The 22,949-nt window shown below is 70.7% G+C and carries 16 protein-coding genes and 1 tRNA gene; 5 read left to right on the forward strand and 12 right to left on the reverse strand.

The features are described from left to right. The gene (locus ACFWM2_RS24385) at positions 1-585 is read left to right on the forward strand and encodes a two-component system response regulator (protein WP_383283616.1); all 585 of its coding nucleotides are present in this window, start codon (positions 1-3) and stop codon (positions 583-585) included. A gap of 74 nt (positions 586-659) precedes the next feature. Here ACFWM2_RS24385 and ACFWM2_RS24390 read toward each other — a convergent pair whose 3' ends face one another. Next, positions 660-2,546 (reverse strand): AMP-dependent synthetase/ligase, encoded by a 1,887-nt coding sequence (locus ACFWM2_RS24390; protein WP_383283618.1) that lies wholly within the window; start codon positions 2,544-2,546, stop codon positions 660-662. Positions 2,547-2,851: 305 nt separating this feature from the next. After that, positions 2,852-4,720, reverse strand: coding sequence for a translation elongation factor 4 (gene lepA / locus ACFWM2_RS24395; RefSeq protein ID WP_383283621.1), 1,869 nt, complete (start codon positions 4,718-4,720; stop codon positions 2,852-2,854). A 666-nt stretch (positions 4,721-5,386) separates the two neighbouring features. On the opposite strand from lepA, the gene rpsT reads away from it, so the two are divergent. Then, a complete protein-coding gene (gene rpsT, locus ACFWM2_RS24400; RefSeq protein WP_383283624.1) occupies positions 5,387-5,653 on the forward strand; it encodes a 30S ribosomal protein S20 in 267 nt (88 codons plus the stop codon). Between the two features lie 585 nt (positions 5,654-6,238). Here the strand turns inward: rpsT and holA are convergent. From holA to leuS, 8 genes are all read right to left on the reverse strand, one after another. Beyond that, entirely contained in the window at positions 6,239-7,225 is a 987-nt protein-coding gene (gene holA / locus ACFWM2_RS24405) for a DNA polymerase III subunit delta (protein ID WP_383283627.1), read from the reverse strand. A 515-nt stretch (positions 7,226-7,740) separates the two neighbouring features. Beyond that, on the reverse strand, positions 7,741-7,986 hold the full coding sequence (locus tag ACFWM2_RS24410; RefSeq protein ID WP_383283629.1) for a hypothetical protein: 246 nt from the start codon (positions 7,984-7,986) through the stop codon (positions 7,741-7,743). A gap of 135 nt (positions 7,987-8,121) precedes the next feature. Beyond that, a complete protein-coding gene (locus ACFWM2_RS24415; RefSeq protein WP_383283632.1) occupies positions 8,122-8,934 on the reverse strand; it encodes an arylamine N-acetyltransferase in 813 nt (270 codons plus the stop codon). Between the two features lie 103 nt (positions 8,935-9,037). Further along, complete coding sequence (locus ACFWM2_RS24420; RefSeq protein ID WP_383283634.1) at positions 9,038-11,584, reverse strand: ComEC/Rec2 family competence protein; 2,547 nt, start codon at positions 11,582-11,584, stop codon at positions 9,038-9,040. Further along, positions 11,581-12,696: a helix-hairpin-helix domain-containing protein gene (locus ACFWM2_RS24425; RefSeq protein ID WP_383283749.1), complete on the reverse strand. Its 1,116-nt coding sequence runs from the start codon at positions 12,694-12,696 to the stop codon at positions 11,581-11,583. Before ACFWM2_RS24425 ends, ACFWM2_RS24420 begins: the two co-directional genes overlap by 4 nt. Before the next feature lie 463 nt (positions 12,697-13,159). Then, positions 13,160-14,005, reverse strand: coding sequence for a DegV family protein (locus ACFWM2_RS24430; protein ID WP_383283637.1), 846 nt, complete (start codon positions 14,003-14,005; stop codon positions 13,160-13,162). 72 nt (positions 14,006-14,077) lie between these two features. Then, the gene (locus ACFWM2_RS24435; RefSeq protein WP_383283639.1) at positions 14,078-14,806 is read right to left on the reverse strand and encodes a hypothetical protein; all 729 of its coding nucleotides are present in this window, start codon (positions 14,804-14,806) and stop codon (positions 14,078-14,080) included. A 181-nt stretch (positions 14,807-14,987) separates the two neighbouring features. Further along, positions 14,988-17,906: a leucine--tRNA ligase gene (leuS, locus tag ACFWM2_RS24440; protein ID WP_383283642.1), complete on the reverse strand. Its 2,919-nt coding sequence runs from the start codon at positions 17,904-17,906 to the stop codon at positions 14,988-14,990. 417 nt (positions 17,907-18,323) lie between these two features. Between leuS and ACFWM2_RS24445 the strand changes: the two genes are divergently transcribed. Next, entirely contained in the window at positions 18,324-19,637 is a 1,314-nt protein-coding gene (locus ACFWM2_RS24445) for a cytochrome b/b6 domain-containing protein (RefSeq protein ID WP_383283645.1), read from the forward strand. Continuing rightward, a complete protein-coding gene (locus tag ACFWM2_RS24450; RefSeq protein ID WP_383283648.1) occupies positions 19,638-21,269 on the forward strand; it encodes an NADH-ubiquinone oxidoreductase-F iron-sulfur binding region domain-containing protein in 1,632 nt (543 codons plus the stop codon). It begins immediately after the preceding gene. Positions 21,270-21,319: 50 nt separating this feature from the next. Here the strand turns inward: ACFWM2_RS24450 and ACFWM2_RS24455 are convergent. Further along, positions 21,320-21,392: transfer RNA gene (locus ACFWM2_RS24455), tRNA-Ala, on the reverse strand. 139 nt (positions 21,393-21,531) lie between these two features. Here ACFWM2_RS24455 and ACFWM2_RS24460 point away from each other — a divergent pair. Then, positions 21,532-22,737 (forward strand): glycosyltransferase 87 family protein, encoded by a 1,206-nt coding sequence (locus ACFWM2_RS24460; RefSeq protein ID WP_383283651.1) that lies wholly within the window; start codon positions 21,532-21,534, stop codon positions 22,735-22,737. On the opposite strand, the gene ACFWM2_RS24465 is transcribed toward ACFWM2_RS24460, so the two are convergent. Further along, a complete protein-coding gene (locus ACFWM2_RS24465; RefSeq protein ID WP_121403099.1) occupies positions 22,716-22,949 on the reverse strand; it encodes a hypothetical protein in 234 nt (77 codons plus the stop codon). The genes ACFWM2_RS24460 and ACFWM2_RS24465 overlap by 22 nt on opposite strands.

The following is a 22,949-nucleotide window of genomic DNA, read 5'->3' on the forward strand; positions in this document are numbered from 1 at the left end:
ATGAGCGCTGAAGCAACGAGCGACGAGCGCGCCGGCATCCTCCTTGTCGACGACATGGAGGACAACCTGGTCGCCCTGGAGGCCGTCCTGGGGTCCCTCAACGAACCGCTGGTGCGCGCGCGTTCGGGCGAGGAGGCGATGAAGGCCCTGCTGCGGCAGCGGTTCGCCGTCGTGCTGCTCGACATCCGGATGCCGGGCATGGACGGCTTCGAGACCGCCGCGAACATCAAGCGGCTCGACCAGACCAAGGACGTCCCGATCATCTTCCTGACCGGCACGGACGCCGACGCGGGCTACGCGTTCCGCGGGTACGCGACTGGGGCCGCCGACTATCTGACGAAACCCTTCGACCCCTGGGTGCTGCGCGCCAAGGTGACCGTCTTCCTGGATCTGCACCGCAAGAACCAGCAGTTGGAGCGAGTGCTCGCCCGCGAGCAGGAGCAGTTCGACGACCTGGCCGCGCACCTCAGGACGATCGAGACCCAGCTGGCGGCCACCAGCCCTCAGGACGTCCTCGAACTGCGCCACCAGGTACGGCAGATGGAGGAGCTGCTCCAGGAGATGCGGCGGGGGCGGGGCCTGTAGAGCTCTGCCGCGAGCCCTGCTGTGCACCGCCCCCTACACCGGCCGGGGTGCCCCGGCCGGCTCGCGCTGTCGGGTCACCCCTCGCGCGTCCCCGCGTACATCTCGTCGATCAGGTGGCGGTACTCGCGCTCGACCACCGGGCGCTTCAGCTTCAGGCTGGGCGTGATCTCGCCGTGCTCGACGTCGAGGTCGCGCGGCAGCAGCCGGAACTTCTTGATGGTCTGCCAGCGCTGGAGGCCCTGGTTGAGCTCCTTGACGTAGCCCTCGACGAGGGCGACCGTGGCCGGTGCCGCGACGACGTCGGCGTACGACTTGCCCCCAAGGCCGTTGCCCTTCGCCCAGTCCAGGATGGACGGTTCGTCGAGGGCGATCAGGGCGGTGCAGAAGTTCCGGTCGGCGCCGTGCACGAGGATGTTGGAGACGTACGGGCACACGGCCTTGAACTGGCCCTCGACCTCGGCGGGCGCGATGTACTTGCCGCCGGACGTCTTGATCAGGTCCTTCTTGCGGTCCGTGATCCGCAGATAGCCGTCGGGCGACAGCTCGCCGATGTCACCGGTGTGGAACCAGCCGTCGGCCTCCAGCACCTCGGCGGTCTTCTGGGGCAGCCCGTGGTAGCCCTCCATGACACCGGGGCCGCGCAGCAGGATCTCGCCGTCGTCCGCGATACGCACCTCGCAGCCGGGCAGCGGCTTGCCGACCGTGCCGGTGCGGTACGCCTCGCCGGGGTTCACGAAGGAGGCCGCGGAGGTCTCCGTCAGGCCGTACCCCTCCAGGATGTGGATGCCGGCTCCCGCGAAGAAGTAGCCGATCTCGGGGGCGAGCGCCGCGCTGCCGGAGACGCAGGCGCGCAGGTTGCCGCCGAAGGCCTCGCGGATCTTGGCGAAGACGAGCGCGTCCGCGACCTTGTGCTTGGCGCCGAGCCCGAAGGGCACTGACGCGCTGCCGGTGCGGCGGAAGTTGTCCTGGCTGACCTTCGCGTACTCGCGCGCGACCTCGGCCGCCCACTGGAAGATCTTGTACTTGGCGCCGCCGCCGGCCCGCGCCTTGGCCGCGACTCCGTTGTAGACCTTCTCGAAGATGCGCGGCACGGCGGCCATGTACGTCGGCTGCACCACCGGCAGATTCTCGATGATCTTGTCCACCCGGCCGTCGACGGCGGTGACGTGCCCGACCTCGATCTGGCCGGAGGTGAGCACCTTGCCGAAGACGTGCGCGAGCGGCAGCCAGAGGTACTGGACGTCGTCGCCGCTGACCAGACCGGTCGCGGCGATGGCCTTCGCCATGTACGACCAGTTGTCGTGCGGGAGGCGGACGCCCTTGGGGCGGCCGGTGGTGCCGGAGGTGTAGATGAGCGTGGCGAGCTGGTCGGCGGTGATCGCGCCGACCTTCTCCTTGATCAGGTGGGGGTTCTTCTCCAGGTACGCGGCGCCGCGGGTCTCCAGCTCGGCCAGCGAGAGCACCCAGTCGCCCTCGCCCTCCACGGACTCGACTCCCGTGGCGTCGATGACCACGACATGGCTCAGCTCGGGCAGCTCGGCCCGCTTCTCGCGCGCCTTGGCGAGCTGGGCCGCATCCTCCGCGATCAGGATCCGGCTCTCCGAGTCGGAGAGGATGAACGCGGATTCCTCGGCGTTCGTCTGCGGATACACGGTCGTCGTGGCCGCGCCCGCGCACAGGATGCCCAGGTCGGCCAGGATCCACTCGACCCGGGTGGCGGAGGCGAGGGCGACGCGCTCCTCCGGCTGCACGCCCAGCTCGATCAGGCCGGCCGCGATGGAGAAGACCCGCTCGGCCGCCTGCGCCCAGCTCAGCGACTTCCACTGGTCGGGGCCCTCACCGGCGGCCGGTGGTACGGGGTAGCGGTAGGCCTCGGCGTCCGGCGTGGCCGCCACGCGCTCCAGGAAGAGGGCCGCCACGGACGGCGGACGGTTATCGATCAGGGTCTGTGTGTCGCTCACGACATCCTCCGGGGCCCGCGACAGTGCGTGCGACTGGCTCGATCGACTGCTGTGCGGCTGGCTGGTTGCGGCTGTGTTTTCGTCACTCAGGGGACCTTGTTTAACTCGCGAGTAACTAGTCGAGCAGAGATCAGAGTAAGGCCCGACCGGCCGGTACGTAAGAGGCGGCGGCCTGTCACTTCCTACAGAGCGCAACCGTACGCATGCGCAGGGGCCCGCCTCGCGCGAGCGGGACGGGCCCCTGTCGCCCAGGTGATTTCCGGGCGTTGTCCGTGTATCGGACAGCTATCTTTCGGTCCGAGCCGTTACTTCTTGCCCTTGGCCGAGCCACCGCTGTCGTCACTGGACAGGACGGCGATGAAGGCCTCTTGCGGAACCTCCACAGAGCCCACCATCTTCATCCGCTTCTTGCCTTCCTTCTGCTTCTCCAGCAGCTTCCGCTTCCGCGAGATGTCACCGCCGTAGCACTTGGCGAGGACGTCCTTGCGGATGGCGCGGATGGTCTCGCGGGCGATGACCCGGGAGCCGATGGCCGCCTGGATGGGCACCTCGAAGGCCTGCCGCGGAATGAGCTCCCGCAGCTTGGCGACCAGCCGCACGCCGTACGCGTACGCCGCGTCCTTGTGCGTGATCGCCGAGAAGGCGTCCACCTTGTCGCCGTGCAGCAGGATGTCGACCTTGACCAGGCTGGAGGCCACCTCACCGGTGGGCTCGTAGTCCAGCGAGGCATAGCCCCTGGTCTTGGACTTCAGCTGGTCGAAGAAGTCGAAGACGATCTCCGCGAGCGGCAGCGTGTAGCGGATCTCGACCCGGTCCTCGGACAGATAGTCCATGCCGAGCAGGGTGCCGCGGCGGGTCTGGCACAGCTCCATGATCGAGCCGATGAACTCCGACGGCGCGAGGATCGTCGCGCGGACGACGGGCTCGAACACCTCGCTGAGCTTCCCCTCGGGGAACTCGCTCGGGTTGGTGACCGTGTGCTCGGCGCCGTCCTCCATCAGGACCCGGTACACCACGTTGGGAGCGGTGGCGATGAGGTCGAGTCCGAACTCGCGCTCCAGCCGCTCACGGATGACGTCCAGGTGCAGCAGCCCCAGGAAGCCGACGCGGAAGCCGAAGCCCAGCGCGGCCGAGGTCTCCGGCTCGTAGACGAGCGCGGCGTCGTTGAGCTGGAGCTTGTCCAGCGCGTCACGCAGCTCGGGGTAGTCGGACCCGTCCAGCGGATACAGGCCCGAGAAGACCATGGGCTTGGGGTCCTTGTACCCGCCGAGCGCCTCGGTCGCGCCCTTGTTCAGCGTGGTGATCGTGTCGCCGACCTTGGACTGCCGGACGTCCTTCACGCCGGTGATGATGTAGCCCACCTCGCCGACGCCCAGGCCGTCGGCCGGCGTCATCTCGGGGGACGAGACGCCGATCTCCAGCAGTTCATGGGTCGCGTTGGTGGACATCATCCGGATCCGCTCACGCTTGTTGAGCTGACCGTCGATGACTCGGACGTACGTCACGACACCGCGATAGGAGTCGTAGACCGAGTCGAAGATCATCGCGCGGGCGGGGGCGTCGGCGACACCCACCGGGGCCGGGACCTCCCTGACGACCCTGTCGAGCAGCGCCTCGACCCCGACACCGGTCTTGGCGGAGACCTTCAGCACGTCCTCGGGGTCGCAGCCGATGAGGTTGGCCAGCTCCTCGGAGAACTTCTCCGGCTGGGCGGCCGGCAGGTCGATCTTGTTCAGTACGGGGATGATCTTGAGGTCGTTCTCCATCGCCAGGTAGAGATTGGCGAGGGTCTGGGCCTCGATGCCCTGAGCGGCGTCCACGAGAAGGACCGTGCCCTCACAGGCCGCGAGGGACCGCGACACCTCATACGTGAAGTCGACGTGCCCAGGGGTGTCGATCATGTTGAGGATGTGGGTGTTGCCCGGGTCCTCGGTGGGCGCCCAGGGCAGCCGGACCGCCTGGGACTTGATCGTGATGCCACGCTCGCGCTCGATGTCCATACGGTCGAGGTACTGAGCACGCATCTGACGCTGGTCCACCACCCCGGTCAGCTGGAGCATGCGGTCGGCGAGCGTGGACTTGCCGTGGTCGATGTGCGCGATGATGCAGAAATTGCGGAGCAGCGCCGGGGCGGTACGGCTCGGCTCGGGCACATGGTTAGGGGTCGCGGGCACGCAGGGTCCTGTCTCTTGAGGCGCCTGTCGCCTCGGGTCGGATCGATACGTAGGCTCCATCGTCCCACGGGCGGGGCACTGCGACCGGTTTGGGCTTCGGCGGCGGGGGCCGGGGGGTGGACGAGCGGTCTTGGGCGGGGGCGCGGGGGCCGGGGCGGGCTTGGGGGGCATGGGCTTGGGGGGCGGCTTCGGGGGGGGGATCGGTGCGGGGGCGGGAGTTGCTGCGGGCTGCGGGGCGCGGGCTGTGGGGCGGAGGCCGGCGTGGGGACCTGCGTGCGGCTGCGGGGACGGAGGCTGGTGCGGGGGCCCGCGTGCCGCGGGGCGGTGGGCGGGCACCCGCGTGCGGCGGGGCGGTGGGCGGTGGCGGGGCACGGGCCTTCGGGAGGCTGGTTCGAGGGGGTCGGCAGGGGGCGGGGACCGGATTGGGCCGGTCGGACGTCGACTGGTAGCCTGGGTGGCTGTGTCTCATGCCCTCTCTGCAGGAGGCACACGGCTTCCCCGGGTCACCGGAGGAGCGTCGGCTCCGCCGGGAGACCAGCGGGGCATCGGCCTCACCGGGTGACCGGAGGGGCAACGACTTCGTCGGTTCACCGGCGGGTCACTCGAAGATCAATCACCGGCGCGTGCGGCTTGCCCTCGCGTGCCTGAACCTGAAAAGGCTCATTCGTGGCGAACATCAAGTCCCAGATCAAGCGGATCAAGACCAACGAGAAGGCTCGGCTGCGCAACAAGGCCGTGAAGTCCTCTCTCAAGACTGCGATCCGCAAGGCCCGCGAGGCCGCTGCCGCGGGTGACGTCGAGAAGGCCACCGAGTACACGCGCGACGCTTCGCGCAAGCTCGACAAGGCTGTCTCGAAGGGCGTCATCCACAAGAACCAGGCCGCCAACAAGAAGTCGGCGCTTGCTTCGAAGGTCGCCGGCCTCAAGGGCTGAGTCGGCTGAGCCCCTTCGGGCTCACGCCCTGACTTGACCGTCGGACGGGATCAAGCGGTCCCTCTCACCCGCTCCCGACCGACACCCCCGGATCCGTGCACGACCTGCGTTCGCCACGCGGGCACGGACCCACCCTTTTCATCCGAAGCCCCGCCTCCCTCCTTCCCCAGGAGGGGGACGGGGCTTTTGGCGTGCGGTGCGTTGTTCGTGAGGGGGGTGTTCGTGAGGCGCGTTTGATCATGCGTGGGTTGTTCGTTCGCGAGGCGGGTGCTCGTGAGGCGGGCTGTCCGTGAGGCGGGTATTCGTGAGGCGGGTATTCGTGCGGCGGGTATTCGTGCGGCGGGTTGTCCTCGGGTGCGGGTGGGTTGGGGCTGGTCGCGCAGTTCCTCGCGCCCCTGAGGTCTCGCAGCCGGGCCGCAACTTCAGCCCGTCCGGCGTTCGAGGACGAGCGCGTCAGCGCGATACGGGGTCTGGGGCGGAACCCCAGGGACACGATGGGGTACCCCCGCTCGAGCGAAGCCGAGAGCAGGGGAGGGCGAGGGCGGCGGGGGCGAAGAACTGTCAGCCGGCACCAGGGCGAAAACCCTAGCCCCGTCCGGACCTCGCGGCCCGAGCGATCGCGACGACCGCCTTCTCCAGGGCGTACTCGGGATCATCTCCACCGCCCTTGACGCCGGCATCGGCATCGGCAACGGCCCGCAGAGCGACAGCGACCCCGTCCGGAGTCCACCCCCGCATCTGCTGCCGGACCCGGTCGATCTTCCAGGGAGGCATCCCCAGTTCACGTGCGAGATCGGCGGGCCGCCCCCCACGCGCGGAGGACAACTTGCCAATGGCCCGCACACCCTGCGCCAGCGCACTCGTGATCAACACCGGCGCCACCCCGGTCGACAGGGACCACCGCAACGCCTCCAACGCCTCCGCGGCCCGACCCTCCACCGCCCGGTCGGCCACGGTGAAGCTCGACGCCTCGGCCCGCCCGGTGTAGTACCGCCCGACCACGGCCTCGTCGATCGTCCCCTCGACATCCGCCGTCAGCTGGGACACCGCGGACGCCAGCTCCCGCAGATCGCTCCCGATCGAGTCCACGAGCGCCTGGCACGCCTCGGGGGTGGCCGACCTCCCCAGCGTCCGGAACTCACCCCGCACAAACGCCAGTCGGTCCGCCGGCTTCGTCATCTTGGGGCACGCCACCTCCCGCGCCCCCACCTTGCGCGCGGCATCGAGCAGCCCCTTGCCCTTGGCCCCACCCGCGTGCAACAGCACCAGGGTGATCTCCTCGGCAGGCGCCCCGAAGTAGTCCTTCACATCCTTGATCGTGTCCGCCGACAGGTCCTGCGCGTCACGTACGACCACCACCTTGCGCTCGGCGAAGAGCGACGGGCTCGTCAGCTCGGCCAGCGTGCCCGGCTGCAACTTGTCCGGAGTCAGGTCCCGTACATCCGTGTCGGCGTCGGCGGCCCGGGCAGCGGTCACCACCTCCCGCACGGCACGGTCGAGCAGCAGATCCTCCTGGCCCACGGCAATCGTCACGGGGGCGAGCGGGTCGTCTTGTGCACTCTTCCTGGCCATCGCGCCAAGCATCCCACGCGTCACTGACAGCCCGGCTCCCAGCGGCAGATTCGGCCGGAGACGGGGGCGCACCGGGTACCGCGTACAGGGCGCCGGGTACGGGGCACCACGTACCGGGGCGCCGGGGTACGGGGCACCCCGGGCCGGTGTACGCCTGCGCGAGACTCCCGGACCGGGACGCGGGTCCGCCAGTGCCCGAAACGGGGTCGGTTCTCGGGACGGGGCACCGGCGCCCGAAACGGGGTCGGCTCCAGGACGGGCGCCGGTGCCCCCGGCAGGGTCGGCTCCCAGGCCAGGGCAGCGGTACCCGAAACGAGGTCGGCCCTCAGGACACGACACCGGCGCCCGAAACGAAACCGTCCCCCAGGACAGGGCACCGGCGCCCGAAACGAAACCGTCCCCCAGGACAGGGCACCGGCGCCCGAAGCGAAACCGTCTCCCCGGACAGGGCACCGGCGCCCCAGACGGCGCCGGCCCCACAGCTCCCCGGGCCCGCCCACAGCTCTCCGCACCCCCTACGGCTCCTCGCGCCAGCCGTCCCACTCGCCCGCGAACTCGTCCAGTTCCCTGGGGTCGAGCCGCTTCTCGGTGTCCAGCAGTACGACCAGCCACTGCGCGTCCTCGGCATCGTCCTCGCCGGCCAGCGCATCCCGTACGAGCCGCGGTTCCTCGGCCAGTCCGAACCGCTCCCCGAGCGCCTCCACCGCCTCCTCGGCTGCAGAGCGGTCGGGCAGTACCAGCACATGTCTCACATCACTCACGGAGACATTTTCCGCTACGCCCGGCACGGCCGACGACAGGGTGGCCCCGCCCGCCAAGACTCCCCGCACCCCGCACCCAGCACCCAGCACCCAGCACCCAAGGGACGCTCACAGATGACCGCCGTCACCACCGCCTCAAGCTCCCCGCACCACCGGAACCCGGTCCAATACGACCCCGAACCGCTCCCGATACGCCCCCAGCACCTCCTCGTCCGTGCCCAGCTCCGACACATTCTTCGCCCCGTCGGGCGAAGTCACCGTGAGGCTGCGGCCGCTCAGCGTGATCCTCCCGCCGTCCTCTGTGACCCGCGAACACACCAGCGACTGCGTGAAGTGCGACGTCGGAGACGTGCTGTGCCACCAGGCACCCGCGGCGAAGTCCCCGAGCAGTCGCCCCCGCGCCTCCAGCCGGTACTCGGGCTTCCCGTTCCGCAGCACATCGAGGTCCCCGTACTCCGAGAAGCCGCTCCCGCTCGGATCACCCGCCTCGATCACCCGGAACGTGCCCCCCGGGTCCACCTGCTCACCCCTCTCCCCGAAGGCCAACGGCCAGTGACTGTGCGCCCCGAACCCGACGTCGGCCAGCCAGTCACCGCCGTCCACCGTCCGCACCCGCAGGGCGAGATGGTCGTACGGAATCCCGAGCCGCCCCTCCTCCCCGTACACCCGGGCTGCCAGCAGCGTCACACCGAAGCCCAGGGCTACCAGCAACGCACCGAACGCCCCGTTCAGTTCGTAGCAGAAGCCGCCCCTGCGGGCGCCCACCACCTTGTCCAGCAGCCGCTTCTCCTCCAGCATGACCTCGTCCCCGAGGTGAATCGACAGATTCTCGAACGGCACGGTCCGCAGATGTTGGAGATGAAGCTCACGCAGGACATCGGTGGTGGGCCACGCGGGGTGCTCGACCCCGATACGACGGAGGTAGGCGTCAACCTGTGCGGAGTTCATCCCCCCAGTCTCCCGCCCGCCGACTGCTCTGGTCTTCACCGCCCGCAACGCGAGTCCCATCCCCAGCCACACGCGCTACCTGCCCACCCCCGCCACCCCCGCCTCAGTTCGCCGCCACCCGAAGACCTCCCCCCGCACCGGCGACCGCGATCGCCCCGTCCTCGTCCGTGCGCATCACCACGGCTCCCCCGGCCTTCAGCGCCGCAACCGTGCTCGGAGCCGGGTGACCGTACGGGTTGTCCTCGCCGCAGGAAATCAGCGCGAGCCGTGGAGCCACCCGGCGTATGAGTTCCGGATCCTGGTACGCCGATCCGTGGTGAGCGACCTTGAGTACGTCCACCGTGCCCAGCTCCGCCGCGGCAGGTGATCTCAACAGCGCCTGTTGGGCGGGCGGTTCCAGGTCGCCGAGCAGGAGCAGGGACAGCCCGGCCGACCGTACGAGCAGGGCGACGCTGGCGTCGTTCGGACCGTCCGGCGTCGGCACCGGGCCCGGCGCCGGCCACAGCACCCGCCAGTCGAGGGTTCCCGTGCGCCGCCGCTCCCCCGCCTGGGCCCGGGTCACCGGAATGTTCCGCGCGGCGGCCTGGGCCCGCACGAACTCCGCCTGCTCCGGCGGTTCCTCCAGGCCCGTCGTCTCAATCGCGCCCACCGAACGCCCACGCAGTACACCCGGCAGTCCCGCCACATGGTCGGCGTGGAAGTGCGTCAGCACGACGAGCGGAATCCGGGTGATACCGAGCGCGCTCAGGCACCGGTCCACCAGCACCGGGTCGGGCCCCGCGTCCACCACCACCCCCGTACCGTCACCTGCAGCGAGCACAGTCGCGTCGCCCTGTCCGACGTCGCACATCGCGAACCGCCAACCGGGCGGTGGCCAGCCCGTGATCACCCTGGCCAACGGGGGAGGCTGCACCACGACCAACAGAAACACCACGACACACGTGCCGCACAACCACGGGTACCTCACCACCCGTCGGCCCACGAGCACGACGACCGCCGTCACCAGGGCCAGCAACAAGGCACCCGTCCAGCTGCCCGGCCAGTCCACTCCCCCGCCGGGCAGCGCCGCGCCGGTACGGGCGATGTCCGCGATCCAGCCGACCGGCCAACTCGCGCACCATGCCAGGGCTTTGGCGACCGGCATCGCCAACGGCGCCGCCGCCAGGGCGGCGAAGCCCAGCACCGTGGCCGGCGCGACAGCGAACTCCGCGAGCAGATTGCACGGCACCGCGACCAGGCTCACCCGGGCCGACAGTACGGCGACGACCGGTGCGCACAGGGCCTGCGCGGCGGCCGCGGCCGCGAGTGCCTCGGCCATCCGCGGCGGGACCCCGTGCCGCCGGAGCGCGGCGCTCCACCGTGGCGCAACGGTGAGCAGGGCCCCGGTCGCCAGCACGGAGAGAAGGAAGCCGTAACTCCGCGCCAGCCAGGGGTCGTAGAGCACCAGCACCAGGACTGCGGTGGCCAGCGCGGGAATCAGGGATCGGCGACGGCCCGTCGCGATGGCGAGCAGCACGATCGCCCCGCAGGCCGCGGCCCGCAGGACACTCGGGTCCGGTCGGCACACGATCACGAAGCCGAGCGTCAGCACACCGCCGAGCAGCGCGGTCGCCCGCAACGAGATGCCGAGCCGGGCCGCGAGACCGCGCCGCTCGGCGCGCTGGGACAGTCCGGGTGGTCCGATGAACAGGACGAGCAGAATCGCGAGGTTGCCTCCGCTGACCGCGAGCAGATGCGCGAGGTCGGTCTCCTTGAACGCGGCGTCCAGCTCGGGCGTCACTCGCGAGGTGTCCCCCACCACCAGTCCTGGAAGCAGCGCCCGCGCGTCCGGGGCCAGCCCCTCCGTCGCCTCCCGCAAACCCCCACGCAGTCGCCCCGCGAACCGCTGCGCCCCCGACGGCTCGCCCACCACCTCGGGCGGCGCACCGCCCCTGACCCGCAGGACGCCCGCGACCCGGTCCCCGCCGGTCAGCGCGGGGACGAGCTGCGCGGACACCCGCACGCGTGTGGAAGGCAGCAGCTCCAGCCACGGCGAACGCCCCGGCCCGCTCAGCTCCTTGAGCGCACTCGCGTCGACGATCACGAGCACCGGCGTACGGGTCGCCACAACCGTCCCGTCCGACTTCCTCAGCCGTCGCACCTCCGCGTCCATCAGCACGGCAGCGGGAACCGCGTGATCTCCCCTGATGCGGGGGCGGGTGAGCCGTGGATCCGAGGTGACCTCCACGTCGGCGGTCACGTGCGCGTACTGGCGCGCCAGAGCGGGGACCGGGCCCCGGCGCAGGTCCGCTCCGTGCACCCCGGCGGACATGGCGGCCGCGGCCACGCAGAGCAGCACGGCGGCGACGGAGACCCGCGGCCACGCGGCACGCCCCGGTCCTCCCGCCCGCCTGCGGCGCACCGCCAACAGCCCGCCCGCCACGACCAGGCAGCCGACTGCCACGCCCGTGACCCACCCCGCGGAGGCGTCCACCGTCAACGCCGCCGTCGCCCAGGCCGCCAGAGCGGGCGGGACCAACCGGAGGTCGGTCGGCCCTTCCTGGCGAGGATTCGCCGCGCCGAGCCGTCTGCCGGAAGCCACGTGCACGGCCTGGCGGTCAGGAGCCCCGGCTCCTGCGGTGCGAGTCCCCCTGCTCTCCGGCGCGTTCATGGCCGTACGAGATTCCGCAGATCCGCGAAACGGCGATCGCCGATGCCGTTGACCTCACGGAGCTCGTCCACCGAACGGAAACCGCCGTGCTGGGTGCGGTAGTCGAGGATGCGCTGGGCCAGGACGGGGCCGACGCCGGGCAACGCGTCCAGCTGGTCCGGTGTGGCCGAGTTCAGCGAGACCGGCGCTGCGGGAGCGGCTCCGGCGGCGGACCCTGCACTGCCTGAACTCCCCGCGACGCCGGGGCCGGCCGCGGGTGCGGGGCCGCCGACGACCACCTGTTCACCGTCCACGAGGAGGCGGGCACGGTTGAGTCCCTCGGTGCTCGTGCCCGGACGCACTCCGCCCGCCGCCCGTAGGGCGTCCGCCACCCGCGAACCGGCCGGCAGCCGCTGGATCCCCGGGTTGCGGACCTTGCCGCTGACGTCCACGACGATCGCGGCCCCGGTCGCGCCCGCCGACACTGACGTATCCCCCGAAGGGCCCGGCCCCGCGGCCGCTCGCTCGCCCTGTCCGCCGTACGGAGTCGACGTCCGCACCACTTCGGGTGCCCGCACCGGCTGGGTACGGCCGGCCCAGAAGTGCTGCACGGCGAAGACCGCGGCCACGACGAGCAGGACAGTGAGCGCGGCCACGCTTCGGCGCTCCAGCCCGCACCGCGACTGCACCCACAGCGGCATCCGCTCCCGCACCGCGAGTCCGGCCCGCTCGCGCCACGTCCCCGGCGCCCTTCCCAAAACGCCGTCGTCATCGGGTGCCGTGCCCACGCGCAGGCCATGGCGCCGCCCTGCCTCGCCGGCGGGAATGCCGACGGTAATGCCGACTCGGGTGTCCGCATCCGCGAGCGGCGGTTCGAGCTCGTGTCCCGCGCCTCCCCGGGCGGCGGCGCCGCCAAGTTCCGTGGCCCTGACAGGACCTCTGTCCCCAAGCCCCCGCCCGAGCCCGTGGTCGATGCCACGCACTCCCGCAGCGGCCAGTCCCTCCGCCACCAGCGCGCTTCCACCGCCCCCAAGCCCAGCACGAGCACGACCGCCACGGCCACGGTCGCCGGCCGCACCCGCACCCGGGCCCGGGCCCGCACCACCGGAATCAGCACCGACCGGTCGCCCCACATCGACCGCACCCCAGCCCGTACCGGTAGCCCCTCTCGGATCCTCCCCATCCCGGTCCACCCCCGGTGGTCCGTTCCCCAACTCGGGCCGTTCTTTGATGCGTTCGGCGAACAGCGCCTCCGCGCGTCGGCGCAGCGCTTCGGCCGAGGCCTGGCGGCGGCGTCCGGCGCGGCTGCGGAAACGGTCATGACGATGGCGGGTGCGCCCGTCGGAGACGGGACCGCGGCCCGGGCCGCTCGTCGCGGCGGCTGTGCGTGACGGTGATCGAAGTGCCATGCGGCGAGGATGGGGCAATCCACCGCCCTCGCGATGATCTTGCTCAATTCCCGGGGATTACCGCCTGGTTGTGGATAACTCAGTCACCCACGCGAGTCACACACGTCACAGCACCCCCGGTAGGCCTTCCCAGCCTCACCGAAGCAGGGACAGCAAGCCTCACCAGTACGGGGACGATCAACCCGTTTCACCGAGGAGAGACAACCGCTCCCAGCAGTCCCGGACCCGTATGCGCCCCGATCACCGCGCCGACCTCACTCACATGCAGGTCCGCGAGACCCGGAACCCTCACCCGCAGCCGGTCCGCGAGGGCCGACGCCCGCTCGGGAGCGGCGAGATGGTGGACAGCGATGTCGACCTGCGCGCTGCCGGCGCGATCGGCCACGATCTCCTCCAGGCGGGCGATCGCCTTGGACGCCGTCCGCACCTTCTCCAGGAGTTCGATACGGCCGCCGTCCAGCTGAAGCAGCGGCTTCACGGCCAGGGCGGACCCCAGCAGCGCCTGCGCGGCACCGATCCGGCCACCCCGGCGCAGATAGTCGAGGGTGTCGACGTAGAAGTAGGCGGAGGTCCCCGCGGCCCGCTTCTCGGCGGCCGTCACCGCGTCGTCGATCGTGCCGCCCGCCTCCGCGGACTCGGCCGCGGCCAGCGCGCAGAAGCCGAGTGCCATCGCGACCATCCCGGTGTCCACCACCCGGACCGGTACGGGCGCCTCGCGCGCGGCGAGAACGGCCGCGTCGTAGGTGCCCGAGAACTCCGCGGAAAGGTGAAGGGAGACGATGCCCTCGGCGCCCGACTCGGCGACCTTGCGATAGGTCTGGGCGAAGACCTCGGGGCTGGGCCGGGACGTGGTGACGGACCGTCGCTTCTGCAGCGCCTGAGCGAGGGAACGGGCCGAGATCTCGGTGCCCTCTTCGAGCGCCTGGTCGCCGAGGACCACGGTCAACGGCACCGCCGTGATGCCGTGGCGCTCCATCGTCCGCGGCGGCAGGTAGGCCGTTGAATCGGTGACGATAGCGACATGGCGGGACATGAGCTGGAGGTTACCTGTCGGGGCGGGTGAGCGGCAGCCCGGCCCCTCTCACCTGCGGCCGGAGCGGCCGGATCAAGTCGTGCTCTCGGGGCGGGGCTTCTTCTGCCAACCGTAGACGGGCCGGGGGCTCGGCGGGGTGATGGCGGGGCGGCTCGGCTCCTCGGCCGTACGGGCCTCGGACTTCTCCGGCCAGGTCTGCCCGCCGGCGGCTTCGGAGGCCGGCGCTTCGGGCCAGGACGGGGTGGCCACCGGCTCCGTCGTCGTCCAGTGCCGCAGGGCGCCCGCTTCCACGTCTATCTGTGCGCTGAGTGAGTCGAGCTCGTCGTCCGCGAATCGGCGGGCACGGTCGCGAGCGGCCCAGCGCAGCGAGTCCGCCGACTGCGTGATGCGCTCGGTACGCTCGCGCAGGCCGGGCAGCCGCGAGGCGAGGGTGCTCCGGTCGGGCTCGGTCTCCAGGCGCTTGAGTTCGTCGTCGAGTTCGTGGCCGTGCACGCTGAGCCGCTCGAACAGGCTCAGCGACTCCTTGAGGGACTCGTCCTCCGGCACGCCCGCGTGCAGTGCGTCCTGGGTGGCTCGCATCGACGTGCGCAGCTTCAGCCGGAGCTGGGCCAGCTCGCCGGTCGGGCCGGGCTGGGCGAAGGTCCTGGCCCGCAGGGTGGTGTCCTCGACCGTCCGGCGCGCCTGCGAGATGGTGCGGTCCACACCGCGCTTGGCCGCGCCGATCACCTTCACCGTGGCGTACACCCCCAGGGTCACGAAGAGCAGGAAGAGCAGGGCCATCACTGCGATCACGGCGTCCACACGCTCCTCCTCCGGCCGGGCGCGGCGAGCTGCCGCGGCTCTTCCACGGTAAACGCAACGGGCAGGTTCGGAGTTCCAGAAAAACCCCGAACCTGCCCGTAGGGGACTACCCCGAGCAACCGTGCCGTGCCGGACTCACCGTCCTACCGGCGTGAACCGGCGCCCGGCCCGGCGCACAGCGCTACGCCGGAACGATGTTCACCAGCTTCGGCGCCCGCACGATCACCTTGCGGATCCCGGCGCCGCCCAGCGCGGCGACGACCTTCTCGTCGGCCAGCGCCACCTTCTCCAGCTCGTCGTCGGAGATGGACGGAGAGACCTCCAGGCGCGCCTTGACCTTGCCCTTGATCTGCACGACGCAGGTCACGGCCTCGTCCACGACGTACGCGGGATCGGCGACCGGGAAGTCCCGGTGGACGACCGAGTCGGTGTGTCCCAGCCGGCGCCACAGCTCCTCGGCGATGTGCGGAGCCAGCGGCGCGACCAGCAGCACCAGGGACTCGGCCACCGTGCGCGCGACCGGGCCGCCCGCCTTGGTCAGGTGGTTGTTCAGCTCGGTGACCTTGGCGATGGCGGTGTTGAAGCGCAGTCCCTCCAGGTCCTGGCGCACGCCGTCGATCGCCTTGTGCAGCGCCCGCAGTGTGGCCTCGTCCGGCTCGGTGTCGACCACCGTCAGGGCACCGGTCGTCTCGTCGACGACATTGCGCCACAGCCGCTGCAGCAGCCGGTACTGGCCCACCACCGCGCGCGTGTCCCACGGCCGCGACACGTCCAGGGGACCCATCGCCATCTCGTACAGGCGCAGGGTGTCCGCACCGTACTCGGCGCAGATCTCGTCCGGAGTCACCGCGTTCTTCAGGGACTTGCCCATCTTGCCCAGCAGCCGGGAGACCTTCTCACCCTGGTAGTAGTACGCGCCGTCGCGCTCCTCCACCTCGGCGGCGGGCACCGCGATGCCACGGCTGTCGCGGTACACGAAGGCCTGGATCATGCCCTGGTTGTACAGCTTGTGGAACGGCTCAACCGAGGACACGTGCCCCAGGTCGAACAGGACCTTCGACCAGAAGCGCGCGTACAGCAGGTGCAGCACGGCGTGCTCGGCGCCGCCGACGTACAGGTCGACACCGCCGTGCGGCTGGCCCTCGCGCGGGCCCATCCAGTACCGCTCGATCTCGGGGTCGACCAGCTTCTGGTCGTTGTGCGGGTCCAGGTAGCGCAGCTCGTACCAGCAGGAACCCGCCCAGTTGGGCATCGTGTTGGTCTCGCGGCGGTACTTCTGGGGGCCACGGCCGTCGCCCAGGTCCAGGGTGACGGCGACCCAGTCCTCGTTGCGCGACAGCGGCGTCTCCGGGGACGTGTCGGCGTCGTCCGGGTCGAAGGTGCGCGGCGAGTAGTCCTCGACCTCCGGCAGCTCCAGGGGCAGCATCGACTCGGGCAGCGGGTGGGCGATGCCGTCCTCGTCGTAGACGATCGGGAAGGGCTCGCCCCAGTAGCGCTGGCGGCTGAACAGCCAGTCGCGCAGCCGGAAGTTGACCGTGCCCTCGCCGATGCCCTTGCGGGCCAGCCACTCGGTGATGCGCGCCTTGGCCTCGTCGACGCCCAGGCCGTCCAGGGAGACCTCGTCACTCGCCGAGTTGACGATCTTCGCGTCGTACGAGGCGAAGGCGTCGTCCCACGTCGAGGGGTCGGTGCCGCGGTCGTCCGAGGGCTCGACGACGCAGCGCATCGGCAGCTCGAAGGCGCGCGCGAAGGCGAAGTCGCGGCTGTCGTGCGCCGGGACCGCCATGATCGCGCCGGTGCCGTAGCCCATCAGTACGTAGTCGGCGATGAAGACCGGGACCTGCTCGCCGCTGACCGGATTGGTCGCGTACGCGCCGGTGAAGACGCCGGTCTTGTCCTTGGCCTCGGCCTGCCGCTCGACGTCGGACTTCGAGGCGGCCTGCGCGCGGTACGCGGCCACGCCCTCGGCGGGCGTCGCGTGGCCGCCGGTCCAGACCTCGTGGGTGCCCTCGGGCCAGGCCGCCGGGATGATCTTCTCGACCAGCGGGTGCTCGGGAGCCAGCACCATGTAAGTGGCGCCGAACAGGGTGTCCTGGCGGGTGGTGAAGACCGTGATCGCGTCGCCGTCGACCGGGAAGCTGACGCGAGCGCCCTCGGAGCGGCCGATCCAGTTGCGCTGCTGCAGCTTGATGGCCTCGGGCCAGTCCAGGGCATCCAGATCGGCCAGCAGCCGGTCGGCGTACGCGGTGATCCGCATGTTCCACTGGCGCAGCTTGGCCTTGAAGACCGGGAAGTTGCCGCGCTCGGACCGGCCGTCGGCGGTGACTTCCTCGTTGGCCAGTACGGTGCCCAGGCCGGGGCACCAGTTGACGGGCGCGTCGGAGGCGTACGCCAGGCGGTGGTCGCCCAGGACGTCGGCGCGCTCCGCGGCGCTCAGCTCGCTCCACGCGCGCGGGGAGCCGTCAACGGCCGGTACGGCGCGCTCGCCGCTCTCGAACTGGGCGACCAGCTCGGCGATCGGGCGGGCCTTGTCCGCCTCGGCGTCGTACCAGGAGTTGAAGATCTGCAGGAAGATCCACTGGGTCCACTTGTAGTAGTCCGGGTCGATCGTCGCGAAGGACCGGCGCTTGTCGTGGCCCAGGCCCAGCCGACGCAGCTGGGACTTCATGTTCTTGATGGCCGCCTCGGTGGTGATCCGAGGGTGCTCGCCCGTGGACACGGCATGCTGCTCGGCGGGCAGTCCGAAGGCGTCGAAGCCCAGGGTGTGCAGGACGTTGTGACCCGTCATGCGCTGGTACCGGGCGGATACATCGGTGGCGATGTAGCCCAGGGGATGACCGACGTGCAGGCCCGTACCCGAGGGGTACGGGAACATGTCCATGATGAACTTCTTGGGCTTGGCCACCAGAGCGGGATCGCCGGCCAGGTCACCGATCGGGTTGGGCGCCTCGTAGGTGCCCTCGGAGTCCCAGAAGTCCTGCCAGCGCGCCTCGATCTCCGCTGCCATCGCCGCCGTGTAGCGGTGCGGCGCCGCCACCTCGGAGGCGGAGGGGGTACCGCCCGCGCTGTCGGCAGCGGGGGAGGCATTCGTCTCGCTCATGATCCTCAAAGCTCCATCGATCGTCTCTGCCAGCGGCTTGGGAAATGAAAAAACCCCTCACACAGGAGGGGACGCCGCGCCGATTCCGGCCACGGATTCACGGTGGCCGGGACTGATCAGCGCGGCTCGCTAAGCAGAAGGCGTACGGCACGCATGGCGTCAGGGTACCGCAGGGGCCGCACGCCCCGCGACGAGCTTCCGGGCCACCGTTCGGCACTGCGTGCCACCACGACTTCGTCACAAAAAAGCTGAACAAAGTTCAGATATTACTTCGCGTAACGGGCTCTAAGGGGCAACACAAAGATCAGACAGCCCTTTGATAACAACGCAATAACTCAAACCTCGTACCTCTCGGTATGGCTCGACTTAGAGTGCGGCTTCGGGACCGCTTCCCCGAACCGTTTGGGAGTACCCCCCATGAACCCTCGTCGCAGGAACAGCTCGCTCCCCCAGCCGGGCCGATCGGCCTATGGGGCGGCGTCGGTTGTCGTTCTGCTTCTCATACCCGTGATCGTGCTCGTCGGAGGTGACGAAGTCAGGGACTTCCTCAACTTCGGCGCCGGCGTGCTGTCACTCGTCGCCCTCACGTGCTCGGTCGTGTGGGGACTGGTCGCCACCGACCGGCTGTTCCTGAACACGCGCCAGCGCCTGGTGGCCCAGGCCGTGCACCGGACGACCGCCGTCTCCTCGGTCGCCTTCCTCCTGCTGCACATCTCGGTCAAGGTGGCGCTGGACCACACCACGCTGCTCGCGGCGCTGGTCCCCTTCGGACTGGGCGTCACCGGCACCAACGGCCTCATCGGCTTCGGCTCGCTGGCCGGGCTGCTCATGATCTTCACGGCCGTCACCGGTGCGCTGCGCGGCGCCTTCGCGTCCCCCGCCCCGGTCGCCGCGCGCTGGCGTGCCGTGCACATGCTGGCGTATCCGGCCTGGTGCTCGGCCCTGGTGCACGGCCTGTACGCGGGACGCCCCGCGAAGACGTACGTCACCGTGCTCTACAGCCTCTGCCTGGTCGCCGTGATGGCCGCGCTGGCGCTGCGCTCGGCCTCCGGCCCGTTCAAGCGGAAGGTCGCCGACCGGATCCTGGCGATCCTCGGCGAGGGCAGTGGCCCCGGCGCCCGCCTGCCCCGTGAGGAGCGGGAGGCACCCCGTGCCGACGCGGACTCCCGGCGCCCGGGCTTCGGCGGGCGCTCCGCGCAGCAGTCCCCGGAGGACACGTACGTGCCCCCGCAGCGCATGCCGTCCGCCTCGCAGTCGCTGTACGACAACCCGCTTCAGGCCACCATCATGGACGGCGGGCGGAGCGGTGGTTTCGCCGCCGCCTACCGGGCCGTGGGCGGCAGCTCGCCCACCGGGGACCCGCTGACGGATCCCACCGAGCGCATCCAGACCCCCCTGGACATCCAGCCGACGGAGACCATGCCGCGCTACGAGAGCGGCAGCACCTCGGGCAGCTGGCCCATCCCCTCCCCGCCGCCGGTCGGCGAGGCACCCCGCTCGGCGTACGACCCGCTCAACGACACGGGATACAACATCCCCGTCTACGGCGACCAGTCAGGTGCCGGATACGCGCCAGGTGATGTGTACGACACCGGTGAGACGAACCCCCTCTCCGGCACGTACAACAGCAATGACACGTACGACAGCGGTCCCACGACTGAAGTACGGCCGGGCGCCTTCGAAGCTCCTGGCTCCGGTGAACCATGGAACGCCCCTTCCGGAGGCTTTTAAGTGAACGAGGCCCTACCCGACGTCCCGGAAGTCCGCGTCGTCGGACTTCCGCAGCTCACGTCGGGTTTCGACCTGGTTGAACGACTCGATCTGCCGATGCACCTCAAGGTCCACGGACCGCTCGAACCCTTGGGGGGCGAGCAGCTCGCGAGCCTCGCCGAAGCGATCTCCCTGAAGGGCCGCGGCGGCGCGGGCTTCCCCTTCGCCAAGAAACTGCGCTCCGTGGCGGAGTCGGCCATCAAGAAGGGCATCCGCCCGGTGGTGGTCGTCAACGGAAGCGAGGACGAACCCGCCTGCCGCAAGGACACGGTGCTCATCAACCGTGCCCCGCACCTCATCCTGGACGGCGCCCTGCTGGCCGCGGAGGCCATGGGGGCCCGCACCCTGGTCATCGGCGTCACCCGGGCGTCCACCCAGGCCTCGATGGAAGCGGCCCTGGCCGAACGCGGACTGAGCAACCGGCGCGGATCGGCACTCCGCGCGCGCGTGCAGCGCAATCCCGTACGGATGGTCACCGGAGCGGCCGCCTCGCTGATCCGCTCCATCGACGGCGGCCCGGCCATCCCGCCGGGCCGCAAGATCAGCGCCTCGCAGAGCGGCGTCGGCGGCGCGCCCACACTGCTGTCGAACGCCGAGACGTTCGCCCAGCTGGCCATCGCCGCCCGCATCGGCCCCGAGCGTTACCGCAACACCGGTCTGTACGACGAGCCCGGGACCGTCATGCTCACCGTCTCCGGGGCGGTCGCCCGTCCCATGGTGATCGAGGTCCCGACGGGAGTGCCGCTGCGGTACGTGCTCCAGCTCGCCGGCGCCCCGCCGCTCCCCCAGGGCGTGCTGACCGGCGGGTACCACGGCAAGTGGCTGGACGCCGCGGCGCTCAACGAGGCGATCGTCTCGCGCAACTCCCTGGACGCGGTGGGCGGTTCGCTCGGAGCCGGCGCGATCCTGCCGATCAGCCAGCAGACGTGCCCGCTCGGCGAGTCCCTGCGGGTGGCGCAGTGGCTGGCGGAGGAGAGCGCGGGACAGTGCGGTCCCTGCTATCTCGGTCTGCCCGCCGCGGCCCGCGGTCTGGAGGACATCCTCAACGGCGGCGGCCCGGCCGCCCTGGAGGCGGTCAAGCAGGTCGCCAAGTCCGTGAAGCGGCGCGGCGCGTGCTCGCACCCGGACGGCTCGGCGATGTTCATCGAGTCGACGCTCAAGGCGTTCACGGACGACCTCGCCGCCCACGTCCTCGGCAACGGCTGCGGACGGCCCGTGGAGGGCGTACTGCCGCTCTTCGAGGGCGGCCAGCTCCCGACGGGCATCCCGGGCGGCCAGGGCCAGCTGGAGGCCGGTCCCAGCCGCCAGAAGATCTACGTCGACTGGACCCTGTGCCGCGGCCACGGCCTGTGCGCCGACATCCTCCCGGAGGTCTTCGAGCTGGGCGCCGACGGCTTCCCCACCGTCGCGCAGGCGCAGGTTCCCCGGTACGCGGAGGCCAAGGCGCTGCGTGCGGTACGACGCTGCCCGGCGCTCGCCCTGCGCCTCGAGGAGGAGAGGCCCTCCACGCCGACCCGCGACAACCTGCCCGTCCTCTCGCAGGGACGCGGCTCCCAGGGGCGCGGCCGGCGCGCACTGGGCAGCGGTCGCTGAGTACGACGAAGGCGGGCCACCCTGATCGGGTGGCCCGCCTTCAACTTGTGTGGAGCTAAGGAGAATTGAACTCCTGACCTCCTGCATGCCATGCAGGCGCTCTACCAACTGAGCTATAGCCCCTTGTGGTCATGCGGCTAAGCCGCATATCGACCGTGTTGCCCGGGTCTCCCCGGCGGCGACGCCAACATTACACGGTCTCCCGGGTGGTCCACCAAATCGTTTCCGTTCTGTACGGATACGACGGATAGTGTCAGCCTTCGTGACCGTGATCGCACTCCCCCGTGACCGCCGCCGTGCGCCCGTCGCTCTGGGGGCGTGCCTGCTGTCCTTCGCGGCGTTCTGGCTGGCCCAGCGGGCCGCGCACGTGTCGATGATCGACCTGATGGTGTACCGCGCGGAGGGCCGGACGGTCCTCGCGGGCGGCGACCTCTACGCGCTGCGCACGACCGAGGCCCACCTCCCCACGACCTACCCCCCGTTCGCGGCCCTGCTGTTCACTCCTCTGACGCTGCTGGACATCGGGGTCCTGCGCACGCTGGCGACGGCGGGAAACCTCGCTCTCCTTGTGGTGTTCGTGGCTCTCGCGCTCCGGCTCGTCGGGCACGCGCGCGTGGAGAGCGTCTGGTGGGTCGCGGCGGCGGCCGTGTGGTGCGAGCCGGTGTGGACGACGCTGCGGTACGGACAGATCAATCTGCTGATCGCCGTACTGGTGCTGTGGGACCTCACCCGCAGACCCGGACACCGGTGGGCCGGGCTCGGCATCGGCCTCGCCGCGGCGATCAAACTCACGCCCGCGCTCTTCGCGGTGTTCCTGCTGGTCACCGGCGTGGTGGCGCACAAGAGGCAGCTCTGCGCAGGGCCGTGGCTGCGGCACGCGCGCGGGGCGACCGCCGCCTTCGCCGGTGCGACGCTGCTGGCGGCGGCCGTCCTGCCGTACGACTCACGGCGTTTCTGGTGCCGCATGGTGTTCGAGACGGGGCGGGTGGGTCTCGTCGAGGACACCGGGAACCAGTCGCTGCGAGGAGTGCTGGCCCGGCTGCTGCACTCCCCCGAGCCGGGTCCCTGGTGGGTCGCCGCCGCGACCCTGACGGGGGCGGCGGGGCTCGCCGTCGCGGTCACCGCGGAGCTGCGCGGGCTGCGGTCGTGGGCCACGGCCGCCTGCGCGGTGACGGCTCTGCTGGTCAGTCCGGTGTCGTGGTCGCACCACTGGGTCTGGTGCGTGCCCATGGTGCTGGTCGTCGCGACGCGCAACCGATCGGCAGCAGTGAGTACTGGACTGGTCTTCTGCTCGTACGCGCTGTGGTGGGTGCCGCACGGACCGGGCCGACTCGAACTGCACCAGAACGGCGCCGAGTTGACGTTGTCGGCCCTCTACGGAGGAGCCGGTTGCGTCTTTCTGATCCTGACGGCCGCCAGCGTGCGGGCGTGCCGGATCCAGCACCTTCAGGCTGTCGCGAACGAATAGAACCGCTTCAGAGTGCAGTGCTCATCGAGGAGCCGTCCGTAGATCGGCTCGCCCTCCAGCTCCCGATAGGTCTCGATCGGGTCGCCCTTTATGATCAGCGCCCGCGCGCACTCCTCGCACCAGTACTGGTAGTCGTGGTTGAGCGGTTCCATGTCGCGGACGATCGGTGTGCCACTGCCGCACCAATCGCACTTCCGCCTGTGTGCACCCAT

Source organism: Streptomyces sp. NPDC058371 (assembly GCF_042723265.1).
Taxonomy (GTDB): Bacteria; Actinomycetota; Actinomycetes; order Streptomycetales; family Streptomycetaceae; genus Streptomyces.